At 66.7% G+C, this 26474-nt stretch carries 28 protein-coding genes; 21 read left to right on the top strand and 7 right to left on the bottom strand.

Annotated elements, in window-relative coordinates:
- The first annotated feature begins 54 nt into the window (after positions 1 to 54).
- A complete protein-coding gene (locus E8M01_RS08400) occupies positions 55 to 777 on the top strand; it encodes a lipase family protein (RefSeq protein ID WP_136959716.1) in 723 nt (240 codons plus the stop codon).
- Here the strand turns inward: E8M01_RS08400 and E8M01_RS08395 are convergent.
- The 3 genes from E8M01_RS08395 to E8M01_RS08385 all read right to left on the bottom strand — a co-directional run bounded on the left by E8M01_RS08395 (position 740) and on the right by E8M01_RS08385 (position 2706).
- A complete protein-coding gene (locus E8M01_RS08395; protein ID WP_136959715.1) occupies positions 740 to 1045 on the bottom strand; it encodes an AzlD family protein in 306 nt (101 codons plus the stop codon). The genes E8M01_RS08400 and E8M01_RS08395 overlap by 38 nt on opposite strands.
- A complete protein-coding gene (locus E8M01_RS08390) occupies positions 1042 to 1773 on the bottom strand; it encodes an AzlC family ABC transporter permease (RefSeq protein WP_246088642.1) in 732 nt (243 codons plus the stop codon). Before E8M01_RS08390 ends, E8M01_RS08395 begins: the two co-directional genes overlap by 4 nt.
- Positions 1774 to 1839: 66 nt before the next feature.
- Positions 1840 to 2706, bottom strand: coding sequence for an AraC family transcriptional regulator (locus E8M01_RS08385; protein ID WP_170181832.1), 867 nt, complete (start codon positions 2704 to 2706; stop codon positions 1840 to 1842).
- Positions 2707 to 3004: 298 nt separating this feature from the next.
- On the opposite strand from E8M01_RS08385, the gene E8M01_RS08380 reads away from it, so the two are divergent.
- From E8M01_RS08380 to E8M01_RS08345, 8 genes are all read left to right on the top strand, one after another.
- The gene (locus E8M01_RS08380) at positions 3005 to 4999 is read left to right on the top strand and encodes an AMP-dependent synthetase/ligase (protein WP_425467711.1); all 1995 of its coding nucleotides are present in this window, start codon (positions 3005 to 3007) and stop codon (positions 4997 to 4999) included.
- Complete coding sequence (locus E8M01_RS08375) at positions 4996 to 5796, top strand: ABC transporter ATP-binding protein (protein ID WP_136959712.1); 801 nt, start codon at positions 4996 to 4998, stop codon at positions 5794 to 5796. Before E8M01_RS08380 ends, E8M01_RS08375 begins: the two co-directional genes overlap by 4 nt.
- A gap of 142 nt (positions 5797 to 5938) precedes the next feature.
- Positions 5939 to 6913: a branched-chain amino acid ABC transporter permease gene (locus E8M01_RS08370; protein WP_136964514.1), complete on the top strand. Its 975-nt coding sequence runs from the start codon at positions 5939 to 5941 to the stop codon at positions 6911 to 6913.
- A 13-nt stretch (positions 6914 to 6926) separates the two neighbouring features.
- Positions 6927 to 8006, top strand: coding sequence for a branched-chain amino acid ABC transporter permease (locus tag E8M01_RS08365; RefSeq protein WP_136959711.1), 1080 nt, complete (start codon positions 6927 to 6929; stop codon positions 8004 to 8006).
- A gap of 104 nt (positions 8007 to 8110) precedes the next feature.
- On the top strand, positions 8111 to 9442 hold the full coding sequence (locus tag E8M01_RS08360) for an ABC transporter substrate-binding protein (protein WP_136959710.1): 1332 nt from the start codon (positions 8111 to 8113) through the stop codon (positions 9440 to 9442).
- 171 nt (positions 9443 to 9613) lie between these two features.
- Positions 9614 to 10459, top strand: a complete 846-nt coding sequence (locus E8M01_RS08355) for an ABC transporter ATP-binding protein (protein ID WP_136959709.1) — start codon at positions 9614 to 9616, stop codon at positions 10457 to 10459.
- 80 nt (positions 10460 to 10539) lie between these two features.
- Entirely contained in the window at positions 10540 to 11226 is a 687-nt protein-coding gene (locus tag E8M01_RS08350) for a zinc metallopeptidase (RefSeq protein WP_136959708.1), read from the top strand.
- Between the two features lie 26 nt (positions 11227 to 11252).
- Positions 11253 to 11648: a nuclear transport factor 2 family protein gene (locus E8M01_RS08345; RefSeq protein WP_136959707.1), complete on the top strand. Its 396-nt coding sequence runs from the start codon at positions 11253 to 11255 to the stop codon at positions 11646 to 11648.
- Positions 11649 to 11834: 186 nt separating this feature from the next.
- Here E8M01_RS08345 and E8M01_RS08340 read toward each other — a convergent pair whose 3' ends face one another.
- The 3 genes from E8M01_RS08340 to otnK are packed head-to-tail and all read right to left on the bottom strand — an operon-like array spanning position 11835 to position 14532.
- Entirely contained in the window at positions 11835 to 12617 is a 783-nt protein-coding gene (locus E8M01_RS08340; protein ID WP_136959706.1) for a hydroxypyruvate isomerase family protein, read from the bottom strand.
- A gap of 5 nt (positions 12618 to 12622) precedes the next feature.
- Positions 12623 to 13279, bottom strand: coding sequence for a 3-oxo-tetronate 4-phosphate decarboxylase (gene otnC / locus E8M01_RS08335; protein ID WP_136959705.1), 657 nt, complete (start codon positions 13277 to 13279; stop codon positions 12623 to 12625).
- Positions 13276 to 14532: a 3-oxo-tetronate kinase gene (otnK, locus tag E8M01_RS08330; RefSeq protein ID WP_136959704.1), complete on the bottom strand. Its 1257-nt coding sequence runs from the start codon at positions 14530 to 14532 to the stop codon at positions 13276 to 13278. The genes otnC and otnK overlap by 4 nt, the downstream gene beginning before the upstream one ends.
- Before the next feature lie 214 nt (positions 14533 to 14746).
- On the opposite strand from otnK, the gene E8M01_RS08325 reads away from it, so the two are divergent.
- From E8M01_RS08325 to E8M01_RS08275, 10 genes are all read left to right on the top strand, one after another.
- Positions 14747 to 16162, top strand: coding sequence for a flagellar hook-length control protein FliK (locus E8M01_RS08325; RefSeq protein WP_136959703.1), 1416 nt, complete (start codon positions 14747 to 14749; stop codon positions 16160 to 16162).
- 13 nt (positions 16163 to 16175) lie between these two features.
- Positions 16176 to 16826: a flagellar hook assembly protein FlgD gene (locus tag E8M01_RS08320; protein WP_170181831.1), complete on the top strand. Its 651-nt coding sequence runs from the start codon at positions 16176 to 16178 to the stop codon at positions 16824 to 16826.
- 190 nt (positions 16827 to 17016) lie between these two features.
- The gene (gene sciP, locus E8M01_RS08315) at positions 17017 to 17292 is read left to right on the top strand and encodes a CtrA inhibitor SciP (protein ID WP_038301404.1); all 276 of its coding nucleotides are present in this window, start codon (positions 17017 to 17019) and stop codon (positions 17290 to 17292) included.
- A gap of 420 nt (positions 17293 to 17712) precedes the next feature.
- The gene (gene aztA, locus E8M01_RS08305) at positions 17713 to 18450 is read left to right on the top strand and encodes a zinc ABC transporter ATP-binding protein AztA (protein ID WP_136964513.1); all 738 of its coding nucleotides are present in this window, start codon (positions 17713 to 17715) and stop codon (positions 18448 to 18450) included.
- Between the two features lie 14 nt (positions 18451 to 18464).
- A complete protein-coding gene (aztB, locus tag E8M01_RS08300) occupies positions 18465 to 19331 on the top strand; it encodes a zinc ABC transporter permease AztB (protein ID WP_136959700.1) in 867 nt (288 codons plus the stop codon).
- A gap of 22 nt (positions 19332 to 19353) precedes the next feature.
- Positions 19354 to 20301 (top strand): metal ABC transporter solute-binding protein, Zn/Mn family, encoded by a 948-nt coding sequence (locus E8M01_RS08295; RefSeq protein WP_136959699.1) that lies wholly within the window; start codon positions 19354 to 19356, stop codon positions 20299 to 20301.
- 65 nt (positions 20302 to 20366) lie between these two features.
- On the top strand, positions 20367 to 21446 hold the full coding sequence (locus E8M01_RS08290; RefSeq protein WP_136959698.1) for a CobW family GTP-binding protein: 1080 nt from the start codon (positions 20367 to 20369) through the stop codon (positions 21444 to 21446).
- Positions 21443 to 22180 carry a hypothetical protein gene (locus E8M01_RS08285; RefSeq protein ID WP_215908870.1) on the top strand — a complete coding sequence of 246 codons (738 nt, stop codon included), beginning with the start codon at positions 21443 to 21445 and terminating at the stop codon, positions 22178 to 22180. The genes E8M01_RS08290 and E8M01_RS08285 overlap by 4 nt, the downstream gene beginning before the upstream one ends.
- A gap of 88 nt (positions 22181 to 22268) precedes the next feature.
- The gene (locus E8M01_RS08280; protein WP_136959697.1) at positions 22269 to 22979 is read left to right on the top strand and encodes a class I SAM-dependent methyltransferase; all 711 of its coding nucleotides are present in this window, start codon (positions 22269 to 22271) and stop codon (positions 22977 to 22979) included.
- 102 nt (positions 22980 to 23081) lie between these two features.
- Positions 23082 to 23363: an Rdx family protein gene (locus E8M01_RS08275; protein WP_136959696.1), complete on the top strand. Its 282-nt coding sequence runs from the start codon at positions 23082 to 23084 to the stop codon at positions 23361 to 23363.
- Positions 23364 to 23512: 149 nt separating this feature from the next.
- Here E8M01_RS08275 and E8M01_RS08270 read toward each other — a convergent pair whose 3' ends face one another.
- Positions 23513 to 25108 (bottom strand): OpgD/OpgG family glucan biosynthesis protein, encoded by a 1596-nt coding sequence (locus E8M01_RS08270; RefSeq protein ID WP_136959695.1) that lies wholly within the window; start codon positions 25106 to 25108, stop codon positions 23513 to 23515.
- A gap of 196 nt (positions 25109 to 25304) precedes the next feature.
- Here E8M01_RS08270 and E8M01_RS08265 point away from each other — a divergent pair, with 196 nt between their 5' ends.
- Both E8M01_RS08265 and E8M01_RS08260 read left to right on the top strand, forming a co-directional pair.
- Positions 25305 to 26084 carry an SDR family NAD(P)-dependent oxidoreductase gene (locus E8M01_RS08265; protein WP_136959694.1) on the top strand — a complete coding sequence of 260 codons (780 nt, stop codon included), beginning with the start codon at positions 25305 to 25307 and terminating at the stop codon, positions 26082 to 26084.
- 48 nt (positions 26085 to 26132) lie between these two features.
- Positions 26133 to 26447 (top strand): NIPSNAP family protein, encoded by a 315-nt coding sequence (locus E8M01_RS08260; protein ID WP_136959693.1) that lies wholly within the window; start codon positions 26133 to 26135, stop codon positions 26445 to 26447.
- The last annotated feature ends 27 nt before the right edge of the window (positions 26448 to 26474 follow it).

Here is a 26474-nt window from a genome sequence, read left to right as displayed (position 1 = left end):
TGGTCCTGGGCTAATCGGCAACCGCGTCGATCGGATCTGCCGGGCAGGGATGAAATGAGATTGTATCCGCCGCTGGTTGTGGCGCTCTGCTGCGGCCTCGGCCTCGGCCTTGCCGGCTGCCAGACCCTGGAGCCGGCCGGTGAGGCGGCGGCGCCGGCTCAGATGGCCGGCCGTGGTCAGCCGCAACCGGCGGTCGCGCCGGCGGCGCCGGTCCGGGTCTATCTGTTCCGCGGCCTGTTCGACGTGTTTTCGCTGGGGATCGACAATCTCGGCGGCAAGCTGCGCCGCAAGGGTTATGCGGCGCGCACCATGGGGGTCGCCAGCTGGGAGGCGGTGGCGGCCGAGATCGTGCAGCGGCGGCGCGCCGATCCGGGCGAGCAGATCGTGGTGATCGGCCATTCGCTCGGTGCCGACGCGGCGGTCCGGATCGCCAACCGGGTGGCGCGCGAGGGCCTGGCCCCGCTGGCGCTGGTGGTCACCTTCGATCCGGTGTCACGGCAGGAGGTGCATGGCGGTACCCGCCGGCTGGTCAATCTGTTCCAGTCGAACAATGGCTGGGCCGTGCCGCTCAGCCGCGGCCCGGGCTTCACCGGCCGGTTCGTCAACGAGGACCTGCGCGATCGCGGCGGCGTCAATCACCTGACCATCGACAAGGATCGCCGCCTGCACGACGAGATCATCGGCTGGATCGACGAGGCGGCCGCGGAAGGGCGCAGACCCGGTCCGGACGCAAGCGCACTCAGCCGCCCAGCAGCGCCCGCAGCACCACGACGGTGACGACGCCGGTCGCGATGGTGGCGATCAGCGGCAGCCGGGTGGCGGCCAGGATGGTGATCGCACCGGCACAGGTCTCGGCCCAGCCGGTGGCCAGCAGCGTCGGCGCGATCACGGCGGTGAGCACGGCCGGCGGAATGGCATCGACCGCCGCCTTGGCGCGGCCGGCAAAGGCAAAGCGGCCGGCGATCAGCAATCCGGTGACGCGGCAGGCATAGGTCACCGCGGCCATGCCAAAAATGGCGATCAGGGTCATCGTGTCGAGCGTCATGCGGTCTCGCCTTTCGGCGCGGCGTCGTCGCGATAGGCCAGGACGGCCGCGGCCATGCCGGCAAGGGCGCCGACCAGCACGTGCCAGGGCGAACCGAAGGCGACAAAGGCGCCGGTCGCGGCGAGCGCGCTGACCACCACCACCAGACCGGTCCGCGGACCGGTGACGAAACCGACGATCAGTCCGATGAAGATGGCGGTGAAGGCAAAGTCGGCGCCGAACCGCCGGGGATCGCCGAGCAGGGGGCCAAGGATGGTTCCGGCATAGGACCAGGCCACCCAATTGACCCAGAAGGCCGCGCCCATGCCGAAAAAATAGGCCGCGGTAATCGGCTGCCGGGCGGCGCGGCGCTCGGCCAGCGCCCAGTTCTCGTCGGCCAGCACATGGAAGCCGAAGAGCCGGCCGATGAGCGGCAATCGCGCCACCTTCGGCGCCAGCGACGCGCTCATCAGCAGATAGCGGGCATTGATCAGCAGCGTCGAGACCACCAGCGCCGCGACCGGCACCGGCACCGTCCACAATTCGATCGCCGCCAGTTGAGCGCCGCCGGCGAAGATCAGCGCCGATGACAGCGCGACCTCGATCGGCGACAGGCCCTTGGTGGTGGCGATCGCGCCATAGAGCAGGCCGATCGGGGCCGCCGCGACCATGGCGGGCCACAGGTCGGCAATGCCATCACGGAATTCGGACAGGGGCGTGGAGAGCGGCGCGGCCGGCATGTCGGTCATTGCGCCAGCTTGGCGCAAGGGCGCCGCAGGCTCTTGAACGAAATCGGCATGGCGATGTCGAAACGGTCAGCCGGCGACGGCGCGCCGATAGGCGCCCGGCGTCACCCCAAGCCGGGCCTTGAAGGCGCGGGTCAGGTGGGCCTGGTCGGCAAAACCGACCGCGGCCGCCGTTTCGGCCAGTGCGCTGCCGCTCTTCAGGCTGTCCTGGGCGCGACGGACGCGGACGTCGATGACATAGGCGTGCGGGGTCAGGCCGATTTCGCGGCGGAAGGCGCGGATCAGGTGATGGGTCGACAGGCCGGCGGTTGCGGCGAGGTCGTCCAACCTGAGATCCTCGCCATAACGCGCCTCGATCAGCGAGCGCACCCGGGCGACCGGGCCGGCCTCGCGGCCGATCGCCGCTTCGCCGAGGCCGGCATGCAGCACCAGCATGCGGCCAAAGGCACGCAGCAGCAGTTCTTCGCCGGCCAATCCGTCATGATTTTCTTCGAGCGCGGCATGGGCCGCGGTGAACAACCGGGCGCCTTCCGGGTCACGGACGACCGGTTCGGGGAAGAACGGCGTCTCGGTGACGACCCGGCCGGCGATCGAGCCGGCCACCAGCCGAATGAAATCCAGGCCCGGATAGGTCATGCGGTAGGAATAGCCGCCGTCCAGCGGCGCGCCGTCATGAACGTCGAGCGGATGATTGAACACCAGGTCGCCCGGGCCGGCATGGTGCCGGCGGCCACGGGCGTTCCAGACCTCGCAACCGGCCAGGACACTGCCGATGGCATAGGTTTCGTGGCTGTGCAGGGCGTAGGCGTGGCTGACGAAGGTGGCGCTGAGGCAATCGATGCCGCCGAAGCGGCTGGCTGCGAAAAAGCGCGCCGCCTCGCCCTGGCCAAGCGGCAGGGTGCCGAGCGCTTGCGCTTGGGTGATCGGCCCATCCATGGCCATGCTTTACCACGCGCGCCGGCCCGGTCTTGAACGAAATCGGCATCGTCGGCGCAGGCCGGCAGGCTCGCCGCAGGCGACGGCCGACGTGCCTACGACTTCCGGCTGATTTGGCCTCCTCCTTTCGACCTCTTGATTTCGCCGACCGCGCGTTCAACTATCCAGGCAGGTCGTCTTGACGAGACGGAACGCGGCTGCGCGAGCGGTCGCCATGAACCCGGAAAACCGGGTCGGTCAGAGGGATGGGTGGTGTGGCCTCGCTGCGCCGCCAGGAAAACCAGGGAGGACGCCGGTCGTGGCAAACCACGCCGACGCGCGCGCCGTTTCCGGCGCGGGCGATACGTTTCCGAAGCTGCTGGCCTTGAACGCGACGCGGTTTGCGACGCGTCCGGCCATGCGCCACAAGGATCTCGGTATCTGGCACAGCTGGACCTGGGCGGAGGTTCACCGGGAGGTGCACGCTTTCGCGCTGGGCCTGCGCGAGCTTGGCCTCAACAGCGGCGACAAGGTCGCCATCGTCGGCCGCAACCGGCCGAGGCTCTACTGGTCGATGGCGGCCATCCAGTCCTGGGGCGGCGTGCCGGTGCCGGTCTATTCCGACTCGGTCGCCGAGGAGATGGTCTATGTGCTCGAACATGCCGAGACGACCATCGCCATCGTCGAGGACCAGGAGCAGGTCGACAAGGTCCTGTCGGTGTCCGACCGCCTGCCGAAGCTGACCCACATCATCTATGACGAGCATCGGGGCTTGCGCGATTACGACCATTCGCGGCTGCATTCGTTCGAGCAGGTCCAGGCGATCGGCCGGGCGGTGGGCAAGGACCCGGCCAAGACGGCCGCGCTCGACGCCTCGATCGCCGATGCCAAGGGCTCCGATCTCGCCATCATGCTCTACACGTCGGGCACCACCGGCAAGCCCAAGGGCGTGATGCTGAGCAATGACAACGTCATCATCTCCGCGCGCAACGGCAATCTGTTCGACAAGCTGGACGAGACCGAGGAGGTCATCGCCTATCTGCCGCTGGCCTGGGTCGGTGACAACATCTTCTCCTACGCCCAGTCCTATGTGGCGGGCTTCTGCGTCAATTGTCCCGAAAACGCCGATACGGTGACCGAGGACCGCCGCGAGGTCGGCACGTCCTATGCCTTCGCGCCGCCGCGGGTCTACGAGACGCTGCTGACCCAGACCATGGTGCGCATGGAGGATGCCAGCGCGCTCAAGCGGCGGATGTTCCATTATTATCTCAGCGTCGCCAAGCAATGGGGCGAGAAGATCCTCAACCGCGAGAGCGTGCCGCTCGGCGCGCGGCTGAACTATGCGCTCGGCCGCTTCCTGGTCTACGAGCCGCTGAAGAACCGCTTCGGCCTCAGCAAGATCCGGGTCGCCTATACCGCCGGCGAGGCGATCGGCCCGGAAATCTTCCGGTTCTTCCGCTCGCTCGGCATCAACCTGAAGCAGCTCTACGGCCAGACCGAAGCCAGCGTCTATATCAGCGCCCAGCCCGACGGCGAGATCTATGCCGACACGGTCGGCAAGCCGAACATCGATGTCGAGATCAAGATCGACGACAATGGCGAGGTGCTGTTCCGCTCGCCCGGCGTGTTCCAGGGCTATTTCAAGGACCCGGCCAAGACCGCCGAGACCAAGACGCCCGATGGCTGGGTAAGGAGCGGCGATGCCGGCTTCTTCGATGCCAAGACCGGCCATCTCAGGATCATCGATCGCGCCAAGGACGTCGGCAAGCTGAAGTCCGGCGCCCTGTTCGCGCCGAAATATATCGAGAACAAGCTGAAATTCTATCCCAATATCAAGGAGGCCGTCGCCTTCGGCCAGGATCGCGACTTCGTCACCGCCTTCCTCAACATCGACCTGACCGCGGTCGGCTCCTGGGCCGAGCGGCACAATGTCTCCTATGCCTCCTACCAGGAACTGGCCGGCCACCCGGATGTCATCACGATGCTGGCCAGGCACGTCGACGAGGTGAACCGGTCGCTCGCCGACGAGCCGCTGATGGCCGGCGCCCAGATCAAGCGCTTCCTGATCCTGCACAAGGAACTCGATGCCGACGACGGCGAATTGACCCGCACCCAGAAGGTGCGCCGCGGTTTCATCGCGGAGCGCTACCAGTCGCTGGTGACCGGCCTCTATGACGGCTCCAAGCGCGCCCATATCCGCACCGAGGTGACCTTCGAGGACGGCCGCAAGGGCGTGATCCAGGGCGATGTCGCGGTGATCGACATGGAGCTCCACGCCGTAAGACCTGTACCCTTTCAGGAGGCCGCGGAATGAGGGGCCCATCGCCAACCGACATCGCCGCCGGCGAGGTGATCCTGGCCGTCGAGAACGTCTCGCTCGCCTTCGGCGGCGTCAAGGCGCTGACCGACGTGTCCTTCGATATCAAGAAGGGCGAGATCCGCGCGATCATCGGCCCGAACGGCGCCGGCAAGACCTCGATGCTCAACTGCATCAACGGTTTCTATTATCCGACCGAAGGCCGCATCACCTTCAAGGGCCAGACCCGGCCGAAAATGCGGCCCTATGAGGCAGCCTCCGGCGGCATCGCGCGCACCTTCCAGAACGTCGCGCTGTTCAAGGGCATGTCGACGCTCGACAACATCATGGCCGGCCGCACGCTGAAGATGAACTCCAATTTCTTCTGGCAATTGTGGCGCTACGGCCCAGCCATGCGCGAGGAGATCGAACACCGCAAATTCGTCGAGGAGATCATCGATTTCCTGGAGATCCAGCACGTCCGCAAGGTGCCGGTCGGCAAATTGCCCTACGGCCTGCAGAAGCGGGTCGAGCTTGGCCGGGCGCTCGCCATGCAGCCGGACGTGCTGCTGCTGGACGAGCCGATGGCCGGCATGAACCTGGAGGAGAAGGAGGACATGTGCCGCTTCATCCTCGACGTGTCGAACCAGTACGGCACGACCATCGCGCTGATCGAACACGACATGGGAGTGGTGATGGACCTGTCCGATCGGGTGGTGGTGCTCGAATATGGCCGCAAGATCGCCGACGGCACGCCCGACGCCGTCAAGGGCGACCAGCGGGTCATCGACGCCTATCTCGGCGTGGCGCATTGAGGAGGGTCCGATGACTGACGCAATCATCTCCCCCAAGGCCGGCCTGCCGATCCGCAAGGACCTGCTGGCCTGGGGCGGCGTCCTGCTGGTGGTCGTGCTGATCGCCGCGGGCGCCCAGCTCGGCCTGATCGCCGCCGGCAGCCTGCTCCACAAGATCCTGATCGCGCCCTTCGTCGAAATGGCCGCGATGCCCGATCTGTTCGTCCAGACGATCTGGGAGGGTTTTGTCGGCGGCGTGCTCTATGCACTGATCGCGCTCGGCTTCGTGCTGATCTTCAAGGCCTCCGGCGTGTTCAACTTCGCCCAGGGCATCATGGTCGTGTTCGCCGGCCTGACGCTGGTCGGGGTCTATGAGAAATTCGCCAGCTTCGGCTTCACCGGCATGATCGCCGCCTATCTTTCGGTGGTGGTGGCGCTGGCGGTCATGTTCGCGCTCGCGGTCGCGGTCGAGCGCGTGGTGCTGCGCCCCTTGGTCAACCAGCCGGACATCATCCTGTTCATGGCGACCTTCGGACTGACCTATCTGCTGATCGGGCTCGGCGAGACGATCTTCGGCGGCAGCCCGAAGGTGATGATCGCCGATCAGCTCGGCCTGCCCAAGGGGGTCATCGACCTGAATATCCTCGGCGGCCGGGTCTCGCTGCAGATGCTCGACATCGCGGCAGCCGTGGTCGCCACGGTGATGATCGCGGCGCTCGCGCTGTTCTTTCAATATACCCGCATCGGCCGGGCGCTGCGCGCGGTGGCCGACAGCCACAAGGCGGCGCTGTCGGTCGGCATCAGCCTCAACCAGATCTGGATCATCGTCTGGTTCACCGCCGGCGTCGTCGCGCTGATCACCGGCATCATGTGGGGCGCCCGCTCGGACGTCTCGTTCGGCCTGCAGACGATCGCGCTGAAGGCCCTGCCGGTGCTGATCCTCGGCGGCTTCACCTCGGTGCCGGGCGCCATTGTCGGCGGCCTGATCATCGGCATCGGCGAGAAGATCGGCGAATTCTACTGGGGTCCGCTCATCGGCAGCGGCATCGAGAGCTGGTTTGCCTATGTGATCGCGCTGACCTTCCTGATGTTCCGCCCGCAGGGCCTGTTCGGCGACAAGCTGATCGAACGGATTTGAGGAGAGCGACCCCGTGTTCTACCGCGAAGTCGGTCAGTACAAGACCACCTACCAGGCCGACATGGCGGTGTTCCCGATCCTGCAGGATCGGATTGGCATCGCCGTCATCCTGGCCATAGCCTTCATCGCCATCCCGCTGTTTGCCTCCGAATTCATCATCATGAGCGTGATGGTGCCGTTCCTGGTGTTTGCGCTGGCCGCCATCGGGCTCAACATCCTGACCGGCTATACCGGCCTGATCTCGCTCGGCAGCGGCGCCTTCATGGGGGTCGGCGCCTATGCCTGCTACAAGCTGACGACGCTCTTTCCGGGCGTGAACATCATCGTCTGGATCATCGTCTCGGGCTTCTTCTCGGCGGCGATCGGCGTGGTCTTCGGCATACCCAGCCTCAGGATCAAGGGTTTCTACCTGGCGGTTGCGACGCTCGCCGCGCAATTCTTCCTGCAGTGGTGCTTCGTGCGCATCCCCTGGCTCTACAATTACAATGTCTCGGGCGCGATCGAGGTGCCGGAACGCACCCTGTTCGGAGTGGCGATAACGGGCGCGCGGGCGACGCCGGAGATGCGCTACCTGGTGCTGCTGACCATCGTCGTGGCCTTGACCTGGCTCGCCTCCAACCTGGTCCATGGACGCATCGGGCGGTCCTGGATGGCGGTGCGCGACATGGATATCGCAGCCGAGCTGATGGGCATCAAGCTGCTGCCGACCAAGCTGCTGGCCTTTGCCGTATCGTCCTTCTACTGCGGCGTCGCCGGCGCCTGCATGATGTTCCTCTGGTATGGCGGCGGCGAAGCCAATGACGCCTTCAATGTCAATCAGAGCTTCAATGTGCTGTTCATGGTGATTATTGGCGGGCTCGGCAGCCTGCTCGGCTCGTTCCTCGGCTCGTTCTTCATCTCGACCCTGCCGACGCTCCTGAAATTCGGCGTGCCGGCGATCGGCATCCCCCTGACCGGCGCCTTCGCCGAACACCTCACCCACGTCATGGTGGGTGCGCTGATCATCTTCTTCCTGATCGTCGAGCCGCACGGGCTCGCGCGGTTGTGGCAGATCGCCAAGCAGAAACTGCGCGTCTGGCCTTTCCCCTATTGAGGGCCGGCCGCGCTTCGCAAACGAGACCCGTCGGCAAAGACGGGCACGAACCACCGGATTATCGCGGGCCGCAGACGCCCGGGCTTCCACGGAGGAGGACATTCATGAAACGCTTCAAATGGACGATGGCCGCGGCATTGGTCGCCGGGCTGATATCGGCGGCGCCCGAACCGGCCGCCGCGCAGGACACCGTGTTCATTCCGCTCCTGACCTACCGGACCGGGCCTTTCGCGAGCTCCGGCATCCCGATCGCCGACGGCATGCGCGACTATCTCGAAATGATCAATCAGCGCGACGGCGGCATCAACGGCGTCAAGATCGTCATCGAGGAATGCGAGACCGGCTACGACACCAAGAAGGGCGTCGAATGCTACGATTCCCTGCGCTCGCGCAATCCGGTCGTGGTCAACCCCTATTCCACCGGCATCACGCTGCAGCTGATCCCGCGCGCGGCGGTCGACAAGGTCCCCATGCTGTCCATGGCCTATGGCCTGTCGGCTTCGGCGGAAGGCAACATCTTTCCGTGGATCTTCAATCCGCCGGCAACCTATTGGGACGGCGCTTCCGTCATGGTCGCCTATATGGCGCAGCGCGAGGGCGGTTTTGAAAAGCTGCGCGGCAAGAAGCTCGGGCTGATCCATCTCGACGCGCCTTACGGCAAGGAGCCGATCCCGGTGCTCGAAGTGCTGGCGGCGCGCTACGGCTTCGAGCTGAAGCTCTATCCGGTCGCCGCGGCCGACATGCAGAACCAGAGCTCGGTCTGGCTCAACATCCGGCGCGACCGCCCGGACTACCTCTACAACCAGGGCTGGGGGGCGATGAACCCGACCGCCGTGCGCGAGGCGATCCGCAACAATTTCCCGATCGATCGGCTGGTCGGTGTCTGGTGGGCCGGCGGCGATGACGACGCCCGCGCCGGCGGCGCCCAGGCGCGCGGCTATCGCTCGCTGAGCTTCCATCAGGCCGGCACGAACTTCCCGGTCATTCAGGACATCCTGAAATTCGTCGCCGACCGTAACCTGTCGCGCGTCGCCACCCGCGATCGCATTGGCGAGAACCTCTATAATCGCGGCGTCTACAACTCGATGCTGATGGTGGAAGCCATCCGCACCGCGCAGCAGCTCACCGGCCGCAAGGCCGTGACGGCCGAAGATGTGCGGCGCGGCTTCGAAAGCCTCAACATTACCGAGGCGCGGCTGAAGGAGATCGGCATGGAAGGCTTCGCGGCCCCCGTGCGGCTCAATTGCGCCGACCACAACGGCCACAACAACGTGTTCGTCAATGAATGGGACGGCACCCGTTATGTCCGGTCGTCGGATTGGATCGCACCGCTGCGCGATGTCGTCCGTCCGCTGATCGAGGATGCGGCCAAGAAATATGCCGAGGCCAATGCCGGCTGGCCGCGCCGGACCGAGGTTTGCGACCAGCGGTCTTGAAAACCCGCAGGGGGCGTCGGTTCGTCGAAGCGGACGGACGCCCCGGCTCGTGGCCTTGTCGCGTTTGTCTCGGGCGAAGCGTTGGCCGCTTCGCCCGATGAGGCCGCCATCACATCAAGGGGCCGCGCCGGCCGCGGCCCCTTCGTTTTCCTGTAGCGACCGGACCCGCCGATGACCGCCCAGACCCAAGCTCCCATCGCGCCTGAAACCGCCCATGACGACATTCTGGCGGTCAGCAATATCGAGGTCGTCTACGACCACGTCATCCTGGTGCTGAAGGGCGTGTCGCTGACCGTGCCACGCAGCGGCATCGTGGCGATCCTCGGCGCCAACGGGGCTGGCAAGACCACCACCTTGAAGGCGATTTCCAACCTGCTGCATGCCGAGCGCGGCGAGGTGACCAAGGGATCGATCCTGTTCGAAGGCGAGGAGGTGCATGGTCTGTCGCCCAACGACCTGGTTCGCCGCGGCTGCATCCAGGTGATGGAGGGGCGGCATTGCTTCGGCCATCTGAGCATCGAGGAAAATCTGATGACCGGAGCGTTCACGCGGCGCGACGGCAAGGCCGCCATCCGCGACGACCTGGAGAAGATCTATGGCTATTTCCCGCGGCTGAAGCAGCGGCGCGGCTCGATGGCGGGTTATACCTCGGGCGGCGAGCAGCAGATGTGCGCGATCGGCCGGGCGCTGATGTCACGGCCCAAGATGATCCTGCTGGACGAACCCTCGATGGGCCTGGCGCCGCAGATCGTCGAACAGATCTTCGAGATCGTGAAGGACATCAACACCAAGGAGGGGGTGTCCTTCCTGCTCGCCGAGCAGAACACCAATATGGCGCTGCGCTACGCGACCTATGGCTATATCATGGAGACCGGCCGGGTGGTCATGGACGGCACGGCGGCGTCGCTGCGCGAGAACGAGGACGTCAAGGAATTCTACCTCGGCGTCGCCGAAGGCAACAAAAAGAGCTTCCGCGACGTGAAAAGCTACAAGCGACGCAAGCGCTGGCTGGCATAGCGGGCAGCGAGCCGCCATGTTCGGGCCATGGCCCGCGGCGGATTCGGTTCCGGCCCGGGCGGTCAACGATGCTTGCGACCATGCCCATCCTGATCGTTCTCGCCGGCGCCGCCGTGCTCCTGCTGATTTTTGGGCCACAGTTCTGGGTCAAGGCCGAGATGCGCCGGCATGCGGCCGAGCGGGCCGACTTCCCCGGTACCGGCGGCGAACTCGCCGAGCACCTGCTTGAACGCGCCGGCCTCGCCGGCATCAAGGTCGAGCTGACCGATGGCGGCGACCATTATGATCCGATCGACGGGGTCGTCAGGCTCAGTCCGGATATCCATGGCGGCCGCTCGGTGACCGCCGTGGCGGTTGCCGCCCATGAGGTCGGCCATGCCCTGCAACACCGCGACGGCGACCGCCTGCTGCTCTGGCGGATCAAGATGGCGGAAGGCGCGCGGGTGCTGGAGATCGGCGCGGCGATTTTGTTCGCCACGGCGCCGCTGGTGCTGGCTTTTGTCCATTCGCTGCCGCTGGTCATTCTGCAGATCGTGGTGGCGGTGGCCTTGCTGGCCTCGCGCCTGGTCATGCATCTCCTGACCTTGCCGGTGGAATTCGACGCCAGCTTCGGCCGGGCGCTGCCGATCCTGGACAAGGGCGGCTACCTGCCGCCGGGCGATCTGCCGGCGGCGAAATCGGTGCTGCGGGCGGCTGCCTTCACCTATGTCGCCTCGGCTCTGGTGACGCTGCTCGACGTGACCCGGCTGATCCGGATCTTGCGCTGAACCGGTCTGGCGGGCATGAAGCCTGAATGAGCCTCGACATTCTCGATCGCTGGTATGCGGCGCTGAAGGCCGGTGACGCCCAGGCGCTTTCAGCCGTCACCACCGAAGACGTGACGCTGCGCTGGAACGGCCCGGTCGGTATCGTGCCTTGGGCCGGCCTGTGGCAGGGCCGGGCCAAGGTCATCACCTTCTTCAAGCGTGTCGCCGACCATCTCGACATCGTGTCGATGGAGACGGTGCAGAGGATCGAAACGCCGGGTGCGGTCGCCCTGGTGCTCGACGGCCATTGGCGGGTGCGCGCCACTGGCGAGGAACTGCAGGTGCGTGCGGTCAATCTGTTCCGCTTCGAGGACGGCCGTGTCGCCGCCTACGAGATCTATCCCGACAGCTTCGCTTTCGCCCAGGCCCTCGCCAGGGTCTGAGGCCCGCCGGGATGGTCGACTTCACGACCCTGTCCGTCACGGCCGGCCATGCACGATGGCCTTGCCCTCGCCGGGGCGACCGGACACGCCCGTGTCCAGGCTAGAGTGTGATCAACTCAAGCTGAAACACTCGGCACAAAGCAATGCCGTCCTTGATGCAATGCTTCGATCCGACACGATCACGCGCTAAAGCGTCACGCCGAGCTTCTTCACCCAGGACAGTCCCTCGTCGGTGCCCGCCCGCGGACGGTATTCGGCGCCGACCCAGCCGGTGTAGCCGAGCCTGTCGAGAGCTTCGAACAGCGCCGGGAAATGGATCTCGCCTTCGTCCGGTTCGGCCCGGCTCGGCACGGCGGCGATCTGCACATGGCCGATATGGGGCAGCCAATAGTCGAGCTTGGTCAGGATGTCGCCTTCGGCCACGCCGATGTGGAAGGCATCGAACATGATCTTGATATTGGGCCGGTTGGTGCGGGCGATCATGTCGCCGGCGCCGCGCAGCGTCGAATAGAAATAGCCGGGGGCGGCGCGCGGGTTCAAGGGCTCGAGCAGGATGGTCAGGCCGTGGGCCGCGGCCTTGTCGGCGGCGAGGCGCAAATTCTCGGCGAAAACCGCGGTGGCGACGGGAATGTCGGCCGGGCCGACCATGCCGGCCATGGCATGGATGGCGGTGCCGCCGGCGGCCGTCGCCCAGGCGATCGACTGGTCGATGGCAGCCTGGAACTCGGCCTGCCGGCCGGCGAGCGCACCAAGCCCGTTCTCGCCTTTGGCGACGTCGCCCCGGATCGTGTTGATGCCGAGCACCTGGAGGCCATGGGCCGCGCAGGCGGCCCGCACCGCCGCCGGATCGGTGTCATAGGGCCAATGCATCTCGATCGCCTTGAAGCCGGCCTTGGCGGCCGCCTCGATCTGGCCGAGAAGCGGCCGGTCGGACCAGAGGAAACCGAGATTGGCGGAGAAACGAGGCATGTCGGTCAGCCCTTCAATTGGAATGTCGCTTCGAGATCGGCAATCTCTTGCTGTCCGAGATGGCGCACCGCCATGCCGCGGGTCAGGATGGTGAGCCTGGCGGTTTCCTCCAGCTCCTCCATGGCGAAGACCGCGGCCTCCAGGCTGGTGCCGGCGACCACCGGTCCGTGATTGCCGAGCAGGATCGCCGGGTGGGCCGGCGCCTTGGCGCGGATCAGCGGCGCGACGTCGGGAGAACCCGGGCGCGTATAGGGCAGCACCGGCACGCGGCCGACACGCATCACCACATAGGGCGTGATCGGCGGGATGGCGTCCGCCGGATCGACATCGGCGAGGCAGGACAGCGCGGTCGAATAGGTTGCGTGCAGGTGCACCACGGCGCGCGCCGAGGGGCGGGCTTCGTAGAAGGCAAAATGCAACGGCAATTCTTTGGTCGGGGCGTCGCCGGCAACATGTCTGCCGGCGGGATCGAGCTTGCTGAGGCGGTCGAGATCGAGGAAGCCGAGGCAGGAATTGGTCGGCGTGACCAGGAAACCGTCGGCGAGCTTGACGCTCATATTGCCCGAGGAGCCGGGCGTCAGGCCACGCTCGAACAGCGACCGGCCCCAGCGCACCAGGCTCTCGCGCGCGGCTTCCTCCTCGTCCGACCAGGGCGTCTTCATGGTGCCCCCAGGGCGGCCAGCGCCTTGTCGTAGAAATCGATGGCGCCGAAATTGCCGCTCTTGAGGGCAAGGCGGATCGGCCGCGGGCCCTCGGCCGCGAGTGCCGGCACGCCCGGATCGATCTCCGGACCGATATGGAAACGCTCGACCTCGAGCGCGGTGACCACCGCGCCGGAGGTCTCGCCGCCGCCGACCACCAGGCGCGCGACGCCGGCATCGGCGAGCATGACCGCCAGTTCACCGAAAAAGCCCTCGATCGCCTCGGCGACCTCCGCCTTGCCGTGGCGGTCCTGGGCCGCCTTGACCTCGTCCGGATCGGCCGAGGAATAGACCATGGGGGCAAGCCCGATGCGGCCCATCACGTGGTCGAAGGCTTTTCCGGTGGTCATGGCGCCGCTGATCACCTCGTCGGGCAGAACCAGCAAGCCGGGATGTCTAGCGGTATAGGCGACCACCTGGGCCCGCGACTGGGCCGAGCACGAGCCCGACAGCACGGCCGCCGGTCCCGTTGCCTGCGAGAAACTGGTGCCGCGGCCGGACAGCAGGCCGGCGGCCTGGAAATTCGCCGGCAGGCCGAGCGCGATGCCGGAGCCGCCGGTGACCAGCTTGGCCTCGGCCATGGCCGCGCCGATCGCGTTGAGGTCGGCATCGGCCACGGCGTCGACGACGGCGAGGCGCCGATTGGCGGCGGCTTCGGCGGCAAGCGCCGCGCGGATCGCGGCGGTGCCCTGGCGCACCGTCGCATAGGGCACCAGGCCAACCTCGCCCTTCGTCTGATATGCGAGCCAGCGGCGGATGTCGGGATCGATCATCGGGGTCAGCGGATGGTTCTGCATGCCGCTTTCGTTCAGCAGCCGGCCATTGACGAAGAGATGGCCGTTGAACAGCGTGCGCCCGGTGGCCGGGAAGACCGGACAGACCACCGCGACATCGGCGCCGAGCCGCTCGATCAAGGCCTCGGCCACCGGCCCGATATTGCCTTCTTTGGTGGAATCGAAGGTCGAGCAATATTTGAACAGGATTTGCCGGGCGCCCTGAGCCCGCAGCCACTCGCAAGCGGCCAGCGACTGGGCGATCGCATCGGCGACGGCGATGGTGCGGCTCTTCAGCGCCACCACGCCAGCCTCGCATTCGGCGGGAGCGGCCTCGGTCGGCACGCCGACGAACTGCATGGTGGCCATGCCGCCCTTGGCCAGGGTGTTGGCGAGGTCGCTCGCGCCGGTGAAGTCGTCGGCGATACAGCCGAGAAGCATGGTCCTGGATCCCTGGGATTCGCTCGGGGCTGCGATCTTAGCCATTCCGGACCACCCGGCAATTCTTGCCGTGCCCGGCAGTGGATTCCGGGTGCGAAACGGCCGGGCCATTGCCCTCCATCTGAAATTGCTTGGCTTTTTGACGGGGCGGTGCTGGCCCGGAGCTTGCTGATCCGACGGCGGTTCTTCAGGTCCGGCGACAGGGGCATGCGCGGTGGCAGCGACGGCAACAGGAACGGTTTCGACCGCGACCACGAATTCGGTCCCGCGCAACGACGCGCGCGCGCGCTCCGGCCAGGGCGGCGCGCGCGATGCCGCGTCGGTGCCGTTCAGCGAAGCGCTGGACGCCGAAGACAAGCAAGGCCCGACACGCCCGAACCTGCGTCCGCGCGTCCAGCCGCAGCGGCGACCGACGATTGCCGCCGAGACCTTGCCCGCGCCGACCGACCCGGTCGTCGCGCCGCCGCCGGCATCCGACAAGCGCGAGGCGCCGAAGGCAGCCGCCACAGGCGATGGCAATGCCGCGGCCGAGGACAAGGCGAGCACCGCGCCGCCGGCGAAAAATGAGACGGGCAGCGACAGCGATGCGCCGGCCAACGATGCCCCGGCGGCACAGCCGCAGACGCCGGCGGCCACGGCCACGGCGCCGTCAGTTGCTGCGCCGGTGGCGACCCAGCCGGCGGCTGCCGCCAAAGGCGAGGCCGAGGCACCAGCGATCGCCGCTGCCGGCACCGCCACGCCGGCGGTCGATCCGGCCGCTGCCGCTGCCGCCGCCGCTGGACAGCCGGTGGCCGCCGCGGCGAAGGGCGGCGCCGAGGCGGTCCAGCTCGAGCCGGGCCTGGCAGCGGTCCTGACCGAAGCTGGTGCTGTGGCGCCCGACGCGGTGAAAGCCGACCCGCACAAGACCAAGGCCGATGCCGCGACGCCGGCCAATGCGGGTGCCGCCGCCGCGGTGGCCCCGGGGTCGACGGGCGAGGCGCCCAAAGCCGACATCAAGACCGAAGCCAGGGCCGAGTCTAGGGCCGACGCCAGCACGGCACAGGCCGCCGCGGCTCCTGCCGACGCCAAGGCCGCGCCGCCCGCCGATGTGCCGCCGCCGGCACCGGCGCCGGCGGCGAACACGCCGGCGTCCGGACCGCTGTCCTTTGTCGGCGAGGTTGCCCAGAAGGTGGCGGCCCAGACGGCGGCGGCCGGCTCGGTCGTGCCGGTCCACGCGGTTGCCGTGACCATCGCCGCCCGCGCCAATGCCGGCTCGACGCGGTTCGACATCAAGCTCGACCCGGCCGAACTCGGCCGCATCGAGGTCAGCCTGACGCTCGATCGCGAAGGCCGGGTCAAATCGAAGATCGTCGCCGAGAAGCCGGAGACGCTGGAGCTGTTGCAGCGCGACCAGCGTAACCTGGAGCGTGCGCTCAACCAGGCCGGATTGAACGCGTCCGAAGGCTCGCTCGAGTTCTCGCTGAAGGACCAGAGCAACCAGGGCTCGCCGCACGACCAGCCGCATGCCGGGCAGTCACGGCATTGGCAGGGCCTCGTCGAAGATCCCGATGGATCGACCGCCCAGCAGGCGACGATCACCACCTATGCCCGCCTCGCCGCCGCGCGCGGCGGTGTCGACATCCGAATCTGAGAGGAGCCAAGCCATGGTGGACTCGACCTCACCGGTTTCCAACAACGGCACGTCGAACACGTCGGCCTCGCGGTCGCGCCTGTCGACCAATTTCGACACGTTCCTGCTGATGTTGACGACCCAGCTGAAGAACCAGGATCCGACCCAGCCGATGGACGCCAACCAGTTCACCCAGCAGCTGGTGCAATATTCCCAGATCGAGCAGCAGCTCTCCACCAACGACAAGCTGGACAAGCTGATCGCCAACTCGCAGGGCAATCAGGCGACGACCGCTCTCGGTTATCTCGGCACCAAGGTTTCCTTCGATGCGAGCCAGGCGACGCCGGGCACGTCGGAGACGAAATGGACCTTCACCGCGGCGACCGGCGATTACACGGTGCGCATCCGGGACGCCGCCGGCAAGGTGGTCAAGGAGCAGGCGGTCACCGTCACCGGCGGGGCGCCGTCGAGCTATACCTGGGACAACAACCGCAGCGATGGTTCGCCTGTCGGCACCGGCACCTATACGATGGAGCTGTGGCAGGGCACGGGCGCGGCCGCGACAAAGGTCAACGTGGTCAATACCGGTCAGGTCTCGTCGGTCGACACCTCCGGCAGCGAGATCACGGTGACGGTGGGCACGCAGAAGGTGCCGGTCAGCAAGATCAAGTCGATCACGCTCTGAGGCGGCGGACCATGGCCGCGCGCGCTCTCCGGCAGCCATTCTGCGGGCGCGCCTTCGCGTCGTTGCAGGCGATTCGGAATGGTTACAACGATCGCTTGTTTGTTCGGATCCCATTTAGGCCAAATTTAACCCCCGGCCCGTACTCTCACTGCATGACGTGGTCTGTCGCGTGCGTTGTGTGAGAGTATCTATGACCGAACCCATGCGTCCGAGGGTGAAATACGTGATCGGTCCGGACGGAAGTCCGCTGACGATTGCCGACCTGCCGCCGCCCGATACCCATCGCTGGGTCATCCGGCGGAAAGCGGAAGTCGTCGCTGCCGTGCGTGGCGGCTTGTTGAGCCTGGAAGAGGCTTGCAAGCGCTACACGCTGACGGTCGAGGAATTCCTGAACTGGCAGCATTCGATCGACCGTCACGGCCTCGCCGGTCTGCGCACCACCCGCATCCAACAATATCGTCAATAAATCGTTAATGCGCCTCGCATTGTTAACGTCGGTGCCCGCCGGGCGCCGGCGCTTTCGGCGTTTGACCCGGCCAGCGGCGCCGGCCGGCGCCCATCACGACGGCGCATTCTGGACACCATTTCTGTGATACTATAACGAGATCGCTTGAAACGACGGCGCCCGCGTCATGCACGATCACGTTCATTCTTCACACGCTCATTCACCGCCCGATCATCCCGCGCACAGCCACGCGTCCCATGATCCCGGGCCGGCGGGCCATGCGCATGGCCACGCCGCGGCGGCCGCCGCCGCATCGCCGGTCTCGGTCCTGCTCATGTCGGCGCCGGCGCGGCTTGCGGTGGCGGCCGGGTTCGTGGCCGTCCTGTGGGCGCTTGTCGGCTGGGCCCTGGCCTGATGCGAGACGCGATGTCATCCCCTGCCATGTCCGCCGTCCGGTTTCGCAACCTGACCCTTGGTTACGACCGCCACCCGGCGGTGCATCATCTCGACGGGACGGTCGCGGCGGGCGACATGCTCGCCGTGGTCGGCCCCAACGGAGCCGGCAAATCGACCTTGCTCAAGGGCCTTGCCGGCGCCATCAGCCCGCTCAGCGGCGCGATCGAGCTGGGCGACGCCGGGCGTGGCAAGATCGCCTATCTGCCGCAGGCCGCCGAGATCGACCGGTCCTTTCCGATTTCGGTGTTCGAGCTGGTGGCGATGGGCCTTTGGCGGCGCACCGGCCTGTTTGGCGGCCTGTCGCGGGCCGACCGCGATGCCGTCGATCACGCGCTGTCGGCCGTTGGCCTGACCGGTTTCGAGAGCCGGATCATCGGCACGCTGTCCGGCGGACAGCTGCAGCGCATGCTGTTCGCGCGCCTTTTGGTGCAGGATGCCCAATTGATCCTGCTGGATGAGCCGTTCACCGCCATCGACGCCAAGACGACCGCCGACCTGCTGGCCCTGGTCTGCCGCTGGAATGCCGAAAAACGCACCATCATCGCGGTCCTGCACGACATGGAGACGGTGCGCTCGAGCTTCCCGCAGGCGCTTCTGCTGGCCCGCCGGCCGATCGCCTGGGGCCGCACGGCCGACGTGCTGACGCCGGAGAACCTGACGGCGGCGCGGCGCATGACGGAAGCCTTCGACGACCATGCGGCGGTCTGCGCCGTGGCAGCCTGAGGGCCGATTTCGTGATGTATGACATGTTGATCGGGCCCTTCGTGGAGTTCGAATTCATGCGCCGGGCCCTGGTCGGCGCCGTCGCCCTGTCGCTCGGCGGCGCGCCCATCGGCGTGTTCCTGATGCTCCGGCGCATGTCGCTGATGGGCGATGCCATGGCCCACGCGATCCTGCCGGGTGCCGCTGTCGGCTTCCTGGTGTTCGGCCTGCAGCTGATTCCGATGACGGTTGGCGGCATCGTCGCCGGTCTTGCCGTGGTGTTCGCGGCCGGCGTCGTGGCACGCTTCACCGCGCTCAAGGAAGACGCGTCGCTGGCGGCCTTCTACCTGATCTCGCTGGCGCTCGGCGTCATCATCGTCTCCATGCGCGGCTCCAATGTCGACCTGATGCATGTGCTGTTCGGCACCGTGCTGGCGCTCGACGATCCGACGCTGCTGCTGCTCGCCGGCATCACCACGGTGACCCTGATCGCACTCGCCGTGCTCTGGCGTCCTCTGGTGCTCGACTGCGTCGATCCCGGTTTCCTGCGCTCGGTGAGCCGGGCAGGCGCCCCGGCCCATATGGTTTTCCTCGGCCTGGTGGTGCTCAACCTGGTGGCCGGGTTCCATGCGCTCGGCACGCTGCTGGCGGTCGGATTGATGATGCTTCCGGCCATTGCCGCGCGCTTCTGGGGCCGCGATGTCACAGCCCTTTGCGGCATTGCGATCCTGTTCGGCGTGGTTTCAGGCTATGCGGGCTTAGTGTTATCTTATAACATGGCGACGCCATCGGGCCCGTCCATCGTCTTGATGGCGGGACTGGTCTACGCGGTGTCGCTGGTGTTCGGACCGCGTGGTGGTTTGGTGCCCACTTATTGGCCCGCGCGCCATCGCGAGGCCTGAAAACAGCGAAAAGGACGTCCGGATGATCACGCGCCGCCTGCTCTTGTCATCGCTGGCGCTGGCGCCGGGTTTCACCCCGCTCGCGCTTGCCCAGGCGCCGGCTCCGGCCGCCGCCGGACCCATGCCGGTGGTCGCGACCTTTTCGATCCTGGCCGACCTGGTGCGGGCGATCGGCGCCGAACGGGTGGCGGTGACGAGCCTCGTCGGTGTCGACAGCGATGCCCATGCCTATGCGCCGAGCCCGGCCGATGCCCGGACCATCGCCGGGGCCAAGCTGGTCTTCGTCAATGGCCTCGGCTTCGAGGGCTGGATCAATCGCCTGATCCGTTCGTCCGGCACCCGCGCCAAGGTCATCACCGCAAGCACCGGCGTGGTCGCGCTGAAGGCTGAAGACGATCATGGCCATGGTCACGGTCACGGCCATGGTCACAGCCATGGCGAAAACGATCCGCACGCCTGGCAGAACGCCCTGTTCGTCAAGACCTATGTCCGGACCATCCGCGACGCGCTGGTCGCAGCCGATCCGGCCGGCGCGGCGCTGTTCACCGGCAATGCCGCCGCCTATTCGGCCTCGCTCGATGCGCTCGATGCTGAAATCAAGGCGGCTGTGGCCAGGATCCCGGCCGAGCGCCGGCGCATCCTGACGACGCATGACGCCTTCCAATATTTCCAGAAGGCCTATGGCATCGCGTTCGTGGCATTGCGCGGCGTGGCGAGCGATGCCGAGCCCTCGGCGCGCGACCTCGGCCAGATCATCCGGCAGATCAAGCAGGGCCGGATCACCGCCATCTTCATGGAAAACATCACCGATCCCAGGGCCATGCAGCGCATCGCCTCGGAAACCGGCGTGCGTGTCGGCGGCAAGCTCTATTCCGACGCGCTGTCGGCCGCCGACGGACCGGCCTCGACCTATCTCGACATGATGCGCCACAATATCGGGCAGATCAGCGGTGCGCTGGCGCAAGCCTGACGCGCCTTTTGCAGTGCTGCCCCATACCCTATCTAAGACGCAAGCTTATCCCCGACGGATGACCCATGACCGAAGCTCTCCAGAAGATCCCCGTGACCGTGCTGACCGGCTATCTCGGCGCCGGCAAGACCACGCTGCTCAACCGGATCCTGTCCGAAAACCACGGCAAGCGGTTTGCCGTGATCGTCAATGAATTCGGCGAGATCGGCATCGACAACGACCTGGTGGTCGGCGCCGACGAGGAAGTCTTCGAGATGAACAACGGCTGCATCTGCTGCACCGTGCGCGGCGACCTGATCCGCATCATCGAGGGGCTGTTGCGCCGCAAGGGCAAGTTCGACGCGATCATCGTCGAGACCACCGGGCTCGCCGATCCGGCACCGGTGGCCCAGACCTTCTTCGTCGACGAAGAGGTCGGCGCCAAGACCATGCTCGACGCGGTGGTGACCGTCGCCGACGCCAAGTGGCTCCTGGACCGGCTGAAGGACGCGCCGGAAGCCAAGAACCAGATCGCCTTCGCCGACGTCATCCTGCTCAACAAGACCGACCTGGTCAGCCCGGCGCAGTTGCGCGAGGTCGAGGCGCGGATCCGCGCCATCAACCCCTATGCGGTGCTGCACAAGACCCAGAAATGCGCGGTCGAACTCGACGCCGTGCTTGGACGCGGCGCCTTCGACCTGGAGCGGATCCTCGAGATCGAGCCGGCTTTCCTGGAGCGCGACGATCATGACCACGACCATGATCACGGCCACCATCATCATGGCCATGGCCACGATCATCGCCATGATCACGACCATACCGGTGACGACTGCGACCATCCGAGCCACGGCTTGAAGCATTACCACGACGAAGACATGCAGTCGGTGTCGTTCCGAACCGACAAGGTGCTCGATCCCGACAAGTTCTTCCCGTGGATCCAGGACCTGACTCAGGTCGAGGGCCCCAAGATCCTGCGCTGCAAGGGCATCGTGGCGTTCAAGGACGACCCGGACCGTTTCGTGTTCCAGGGCGTGCACATGATCCTCGACGGCGACCACCAGCGCGCCTGGAAGGCTGACGAGGCGCGCGAGAGCCGAGTGGTGTTCATCGGCCGGGAACTGCCGATCGACAAGATCAAGTCCGGCTTCGAGGCCTGCGTCGCGTGACCGACCGGGCGATCCGCCGGCTGAGGCTCGCCTCCGGCCTGGTGTTGTTCGCCTATATCTCGGCTCACCTGATCAACCATGCGCTCGGCGTGATCTCCCTCGATCTCGCCGAACGCGGGCTCGGCCTGGCGGTGTTGATCTGGCACAGCCGGCTCGGCACGGTGCTGCTCTATGGCGCCGCGGCCATCCATTTCGGCCTGGCGCTGCGCACCGTGTTCCTGCGCCGCCACTGGAACCTGCCCGTCATCGAAATCATCCGGCTCGCCTCGGGCTTCACCTTGCCGTTCCTGCTGATCGGCCATGTGGTGGCGACCCGTGTCGCCGGGGTGTTTTTCGATATTCCTTCGAGCTATGGCCGCGTGGTGACGCTGCTGGTCGCTTCCGGGTCGCAGGGCTGGCAATTGGCCCTGCTGACGCCCGGCTGGCTGCATGGCTGCCTGGGGTTGTGGATCACGCTCAGGCGTTTCGATTGGGCGCGGCGGCTCAAACCCGCCCTGATCACCGTGCTGGTCGCCATGCCGCTGGTCGCCGCGTTCGGCTTTCTCAGGATGGCCAACGAGGTCGATGTCGGCCCGCTGGCGGTGGCCATGCGGCAGCCGTCGGCGGAGGCGCGGGCCGGCCTCATCGCGTGGCAGACCAGCCTGACGCGCGGCTATCTCGTGGTCATTGGCCTGACGCTGGTCGCCGGCCAGCTGCGCCATCGCTGGATGGCCCGACAGAGCCAGGAAACCTGAGGCAACGGATAGCTGGTTTGCCGACGCGGCTCTTGTCCAAGGCCTGAAGCTCTGGTCCCTGCTGTCTCTCAGGAGGTATCGGTCCGACATGAGCAACGATCCCGCGGCGAAATTCGATCCGTCCCGCGCCGGCGAATACCAGCAGCAGAGCCGCATTGCACTCGCCGGCTACGACGCCTGCCACGAATTGTCGGCCTGCATGCTGGCGGCGGCGCTCGGCAGCGGCCAGGCCGCGCGTGTGCTGGTGGTCGGGGCCGGCGGTGGCGGCCAGGAGATCGTGACCGCCGGCGCGCTCGAGCCGGCCTGGCAGTTCGTCGCGGTCGACCCGTCGGATCCGATGATGGAACTCGCCGTCGCGCAAATCGAAGCCAAGGGCCTTGCCGACCGGACCAGCTTCCATCTCGGTTATGTCGACGACCTGCCGGCCCATGACCGGTTCGACGCGGCGACGCTGATCGGCGTGCTGCATCACTTGCCCGGCGACGCGGCCAAGCGGTCGATCCTAGCCGCCATCGCCAGCCGGCTGCAGCCGGGCGCGCCGCTTATTCTGGCCGGCAACCGCTTCGCTTATCGGAGCCAGCCACTGCTGCTCGCCGCCTGGGGCCAGAGGTGGCGCATGCACGGTGCGACGCCGGCCGAGATCGAGGCCAAGCTCGGCAAGATCCTCCAGGGCGCCGATCCGCCACATTCCGAAGAAGCCGTCGACGCGCTCCTGCAGGGCGCCGGTTTCGAGCCACCGACGCGGTTCTTCTCCAGCCTGTTCTGGGGCGCCTGGATCGCCCGCCGGAAAGCCAACTGAACCGATTGCTGGACGCCGCCCGGTCGACCGGGCACTGTCGGGCTTCAGACGCGCGAACCTTCGCCGCCATCCTCATGCCCTGCTGATCGCCGGCCCACTGCCATGACCGACAAACCACGCGTCACCATCCTCTATTGCACCCAATGCAATTGGCTCTTGCGCGCGGCCTGGATGGGCCAGGAACTGCTGTCGTCCTTCGGCCAGGACCTGGGCGAGGTCGCGCTGGTGCCCGGCACCGGCGGCGTGTTCGAGGTCCGTGTCGATGGCGAGCTGATCTGGGAGCGCAAGCGCGACGGCGGTTTTCCCGAGGCCAAGGTGCTGAAGCAGCGGGTGAGGGACCTCGCCTGGCCGGAACGGGATCTTGGCCATTCCGACCGGAAATAGCTCCGGGGCAAGCCGCCCCGCCGCGAGCCCTGCTCGGCAGCCCTGCCATGGAACTCGTTTGATGCGGCGACGACCCGCATCCTCGGCGCGAAGCCAGGTCCGGCCCGATCATCCGCGCCGCCAATGTCCGGATCGAATGACGCCGCGTGCTATTCGACCTTCCAGGGGAAGGTCCAGGTTTCGGTCAGCGCCTTGGTGCCGGTGCGCAGGAAGGCGCGCAGGTTGACCGTCTGGCCGGCCTCGCCAACCACGTCGATGGCGGCGCGGAAGCCGCGCGTCTGGGTGTTCGGCACCAGGAAGGTGCGGGTGATGCGCGCATTGGCAGCCGTTGGCACCACCTGCACCAGATCCGGCTGGCTCAGGTAATATTCCAGGTCGCCGCCGACGAAATCGACGATGAAACGGGCGGCATTGGCCGGAACCGGCTCGCTCGAGCCGAGCGCCGACGGCCTGGTGCGATAGGTATTCAGCGCATAGGCGCCGGGATGAAGCCTGGCCTCGTTGGCGGTCGACACCACGCGATAGGCGAAGGTGAGCGTCTGGCCCTGCTCGACCGGGCGCGAGGGCACCCAATAGGCGACGATATTGTCATTGGTCTCATCCGAGGTCGGCAATTCGACGAGCTCGACCCGGCCGTCGCCGAAACCCTCGCGCGGCTCGACCCAATAGCTCGGCCGCATTTCGTAGGACAGGTCGAGATCCTGGTAATGCTCGAAGACGCGATCGCGCTGCATCAGGCCGAAGCCACGCACATTGCGGTCGGCGAATTGCGAGATCTCCGGGCTTTTCGGATTGCGCAGAGGGCGCCAGATCCATTCGCCGGTGTCGGAATGGATCAGCAGGCCGTCGGAATCGTGCAGTTCGGGACGAAAGTCGTCGAAGCTGCGCCGGTCGTTCTCGGCGTAATAGAACATCGAGGTGAGCGGGGCGACGCCGAGCTTGGGGATGGCGCGGCGCGGAAACAGCGTGCAGTGGACGTCAAGGACGGTTTCCTGGCCCGGGAAGAGGGTGAAGCGATAGGCGCCGGTGAGGCTCTCGCCGTCGAGCAGGGCAAAAATGGTGCAGGATCCGGCGTCGGCTGCCGGCGTCTCGACCCAGAACTCACGAAAGATCGGGAATTCTTCCTGGCCCGGTCCGGCGGTGTTGACCGCGATGCCGCGCCCGGACAGGCCATATTTCTGGCCCCGCCCGAGAAAGCGGAAATAGCTCGCGCCGAGGAACGAAATGAGCTCGTCCTGCACCCGCGGGTCGTTCAGGGGATAGTGGATGCGGAAGCCGGCGAAGCCGAGATCGACCGGCAAGGGCCGCTCGAAGCGGTTGCGGCCGTAATCGAACAGAGCGGCGGCATAAGGCACTGGCGTCGGGATGCCGTCGCGGATGACGTTCACCACCACCGGATCGCGGTAGATGAAGCCGAGATGGAACATCTGCATGCGGAACGGGCCGTTGTTCTGGCCCATCAGCGCCCGTTCCGGACGGAAGCGCATTTCGCGGTACTGGTCGAAATTCATCGTGGTGAGCGCCGGCGGCAATTGCGGTCGCGGCGGCTCGTAGGCAAGGCCCGCGAGATCGCGGGCGCGGCGCACCACATCCTCATAAGCAAAGCGCGCGGTCGGCTGCGGAGTGGCCGGCGCCGGCTGCTGCTGGGTCTGAGTGGTCTGTGCCTGGACAGTGGCGGGCCAGGCGATACCCGCAGCGGCAAGCAACTTCAGGGCATCGCGGCGGGCGAAGATCGGCAGACTCATGACGCCTCTCGGCAGGAACATATGCACGCCGAAGAAGGCGTCCTGGGGTCATGACCCCAGGACATGAAACCGTCAAGAGGGGCGGGCGAGGCCTCCGCCAAGGGGATGCCTCTGCATCGCAGGTCATCACATGGCCGGCTTGCCGAAAGGCCCGGCGATTTGCCAGTGTGCCGCCGCCAACCAGTGGAGATGCGCCATGGCCCCCAGAGATCTTCTCGACATGACCGGGCGCGTCGCGCTGGTGACCGGTGCCGGCACCGGCCTTGGCGCGCGCTTCTGCGTGGCGCTGGCCGAACATGGCGCTGCGGTCGCGGCGGTGGCAAGGCGCGCCGACAAGGTCGAGAGCGTGGCGGCGGCCATCCGTGCCCAGGGCGGCAAGGCCATAGCGGTCTCAGGCGACGTCACCGATCCCGCGTCGATCAAACAGGCCTTCGATGCCGCGGAACAGGCCTTCGGCACGGTTGACGCGGTTGTCGCCAATGCCGGCATCGCCATTCCCGGCCGGGCGGTCGAAACCAGCGACGCCGACTGGCGCGCGGTCATGGCGACCAATCTCGACGGCGTGTTCTTCACCGGGCGGGAGGCGGCGCAGCGGCTGCTGGCCGCCGGCAAGCCGGGCGCGATCGTCAATATCGCTTCGATCCTGAGCTATGGCGTGACCAAGGGAACCGCGTCCTACGCGGTGTCCAAGGCGGCGGTGGCGCAGGTCACCCAGGCGATGGCCTATGAGCTGGCGTTCAAGGGCATCCGGGTCAACGCCATCGCGCCGGGTTATGTCATCACCGACATCAACCGCGACTACCTGACCAGCGAGAAGGGCCAGACCATGCTGCGCGACATTCCGGTCGGGCGGTTCGGTGAGGAACAGGATCTCGACGGTGCGCTTCTGCTGCTGCTCTCGGATGCCGGCCGGTTCATGACCGGCACGGTCGTCACCGTCGACGGCGGCCACCGCATCGGGCTGCGGGGCGTCTAGGCGTCACCGGCATAGCTCCACAGCCAAAACTCGATTAGGGACCACGCCATGATCATCGACGAACGCACCTACACGACGCTGCCCGGCAAGGTGAAGGCCTTCCTGGAGATCTATGAGCGCCTGGCCAGGCCGATCCAGTGGCCGATCCTCGGGGAGCCGATCGGCTTCTTCGTCACCGAAGTGGGCGAGCTGAACCAGGTCGTCCACATGTGGCGCTACGACAGCATGGCCGACCGCGAGCAGCGCCGCGCCAAGCTGGCAGTGGCCGCCGGCTGGGGCACCTATCTCGATACCGGCACACCGCTTCTTCTCAAGATGGAGAACCGGATCCTCGTTCCTACCGCCTTCTCGCCGTTGAAGTGACGGCCGTTTCCGGAGCTCTTATGACCA

The sequence above is a fragment of the Phreatobacter stygius genome, assembly GCF_005144885.1.
GTDB classification, from domain to species: Bacteria; Pseudomonadota; Alphaproteobacteria; order Rhizobiales; family Phreatobacteraceae; genus Phreatobacter; species Phreatobacter stygius.
This window is presented reverse-complemented; position numbering and strand designations above follow the sequence as displayed.

Coding starts and splice junctions, on each gene's coding strand:
- E8M01_RS08400 (WP_136959716.1), top strand. CDS start 55: ATGAGATTGTATCCGCCGCTGGTTGTGGCGCTCTGCTGCGGCCTCGGC.
- E8M01_RS08395 (WP_136959715.1), bottom strand. CDS start 1,045: ATGACGCTCGACACGATGACCCTGATCGCCATTTTTGGCATGGCCGCG.
- E8M01_RS08390 (WP_246088642.1), bottom strand. CDS start 1,773: ATGACCGACATGCCGGCCGCGCCGCTCTCCACGCCCCTGTCCGAATTC.
- E8M01_RS08385 (WP_170181832.1), bottom strand. CDS start 2,706: ATGGATGGGCCGATCACCCAAGCGCAAGCGCTCGGCACCCTGCCGCTT.
- E8M01_RS08375 (WP_136959712.1), top strand. CDS start 4,996: ATGAGGGGCCCATCGCCAACCGACATCGCCGCCGGCGAGGTGATCCTG.
- E8M01_RS08360 (WP_136959710.1), top strand. CDS start 8,111: ATGAAACGCTTCAAATGGACGATGGCCGCGGCATTGGTCGCCGGGCTG.
- E8M01_RS08355 (WP_136959709.1), top strand. CDS start 9,614: ATGACCGCCCAGACCCAAGCTCCCATCGCGCCTGAAACCGCCCATGAC.
- E8M01_RS08350 (WP_136959708.1), top strand. CDS start 10,540: ATGCCCATCCTGATCGTTCTCGCCGGCGCCGCCGTGCTCCTGCTGATT.
- E8M01_RS08345 (WP_136959707.1), top strand. CDS start 11,253: ATGAGCCTCGACATTCTCGATCGCTGGTATGCGGCGCTGAAGGCCGGT.
- E8M01_RS08340 (WP_136959706.1), bottom strand. CDS start 12,617: ATGCCTCGTTTCTCCGCCAATCTCGGTTTCCTCTGGTCCGACCGGCCG.
- otnC (WP_136959705.1), bottom strand. CDS start 13,279: ATGAAGACGCCCTGGTCGGACGAGGAGGAAGCCGCGCGCGAGAGCCTG.
- otnK (WP_136959704.1), bottom strand. CDS start 14,532: ATGCTTCTCGGCTGTATCGCCGACGACTTCACCGGCGCGAGCGACCTC.
- E8M01_RS08320 (WP_170181831.1), top strand. CDS start 16,176: ATGGTGGACTCGACCTCACCGGTTTCCAACAACGGCACGTCGAACACG.
- sciP (WP_038301404.1), top strand. CDS start 17,017: ATGACCGAACCCATGCGTCCGAGGGTGAAATACGTGATCGGTCCGGAC.
- aztA (WP_136964513.1), top strand. CDS start 17,713: ATGTCCGCCGTCCGGTTTCGCAACCTGACCCTTGGTTACGACCGCCAC.
- aztB (WP_136959700.1), top strand. CDS start 18,465: ATGTATGACATGTTGATCGGGCCCTTCGTGGAGTTCGAATTCATGCGC.
- E8M01_RS08295 (WP_136959699.1), top strand. CDS start 19,354: ATGATCACGCGCCGCCTGCTCTTGTCATCGCTGGCGCTGGCGCCGGGT.
- E8M01_RS08290 (WP_136959698.1), top strand. CDS start 20,367: ATGACCGAAGCTCTCCAGAAGATCCCCGTGACCGTGCTGACCGGCTAT.
- E8M01_RS08280 (WP_136959697.1), top strand. CDS start 22,269: ATGAGCAACGATCCCGCGGCGAAATTCGATCCGTCCCGCGCCGGCGAA.
- E8M01_RS08275 (WP_136959696.1), top strand. CDS start 23,082: ATGACCGACAAACCACGCGTCACCATCCTCTATTGCACCCAATGCAAT.
- E8M01_RS08270 (WP_136959695.1), bottom strand. CDS start 25,108: ATGAGTCTGCCGATCTTCGCCCGCCGCGATGCCCTGAAGTTGCTTGCC.
- E8M01_RS08265 (WP_136959694.1), top strand. CDS start 25,305: ATGGCCCCCAGAGATCTTCTCGACATGACCGGGCGCGTCGCGCTGGTG.
- E8M01_RS08260 (WP_136959693.1), top strand. CDS start 26,133: ATGATCATCGACGAACGCACCTACACGACGCTGCCCGGCAAGGTGAAG.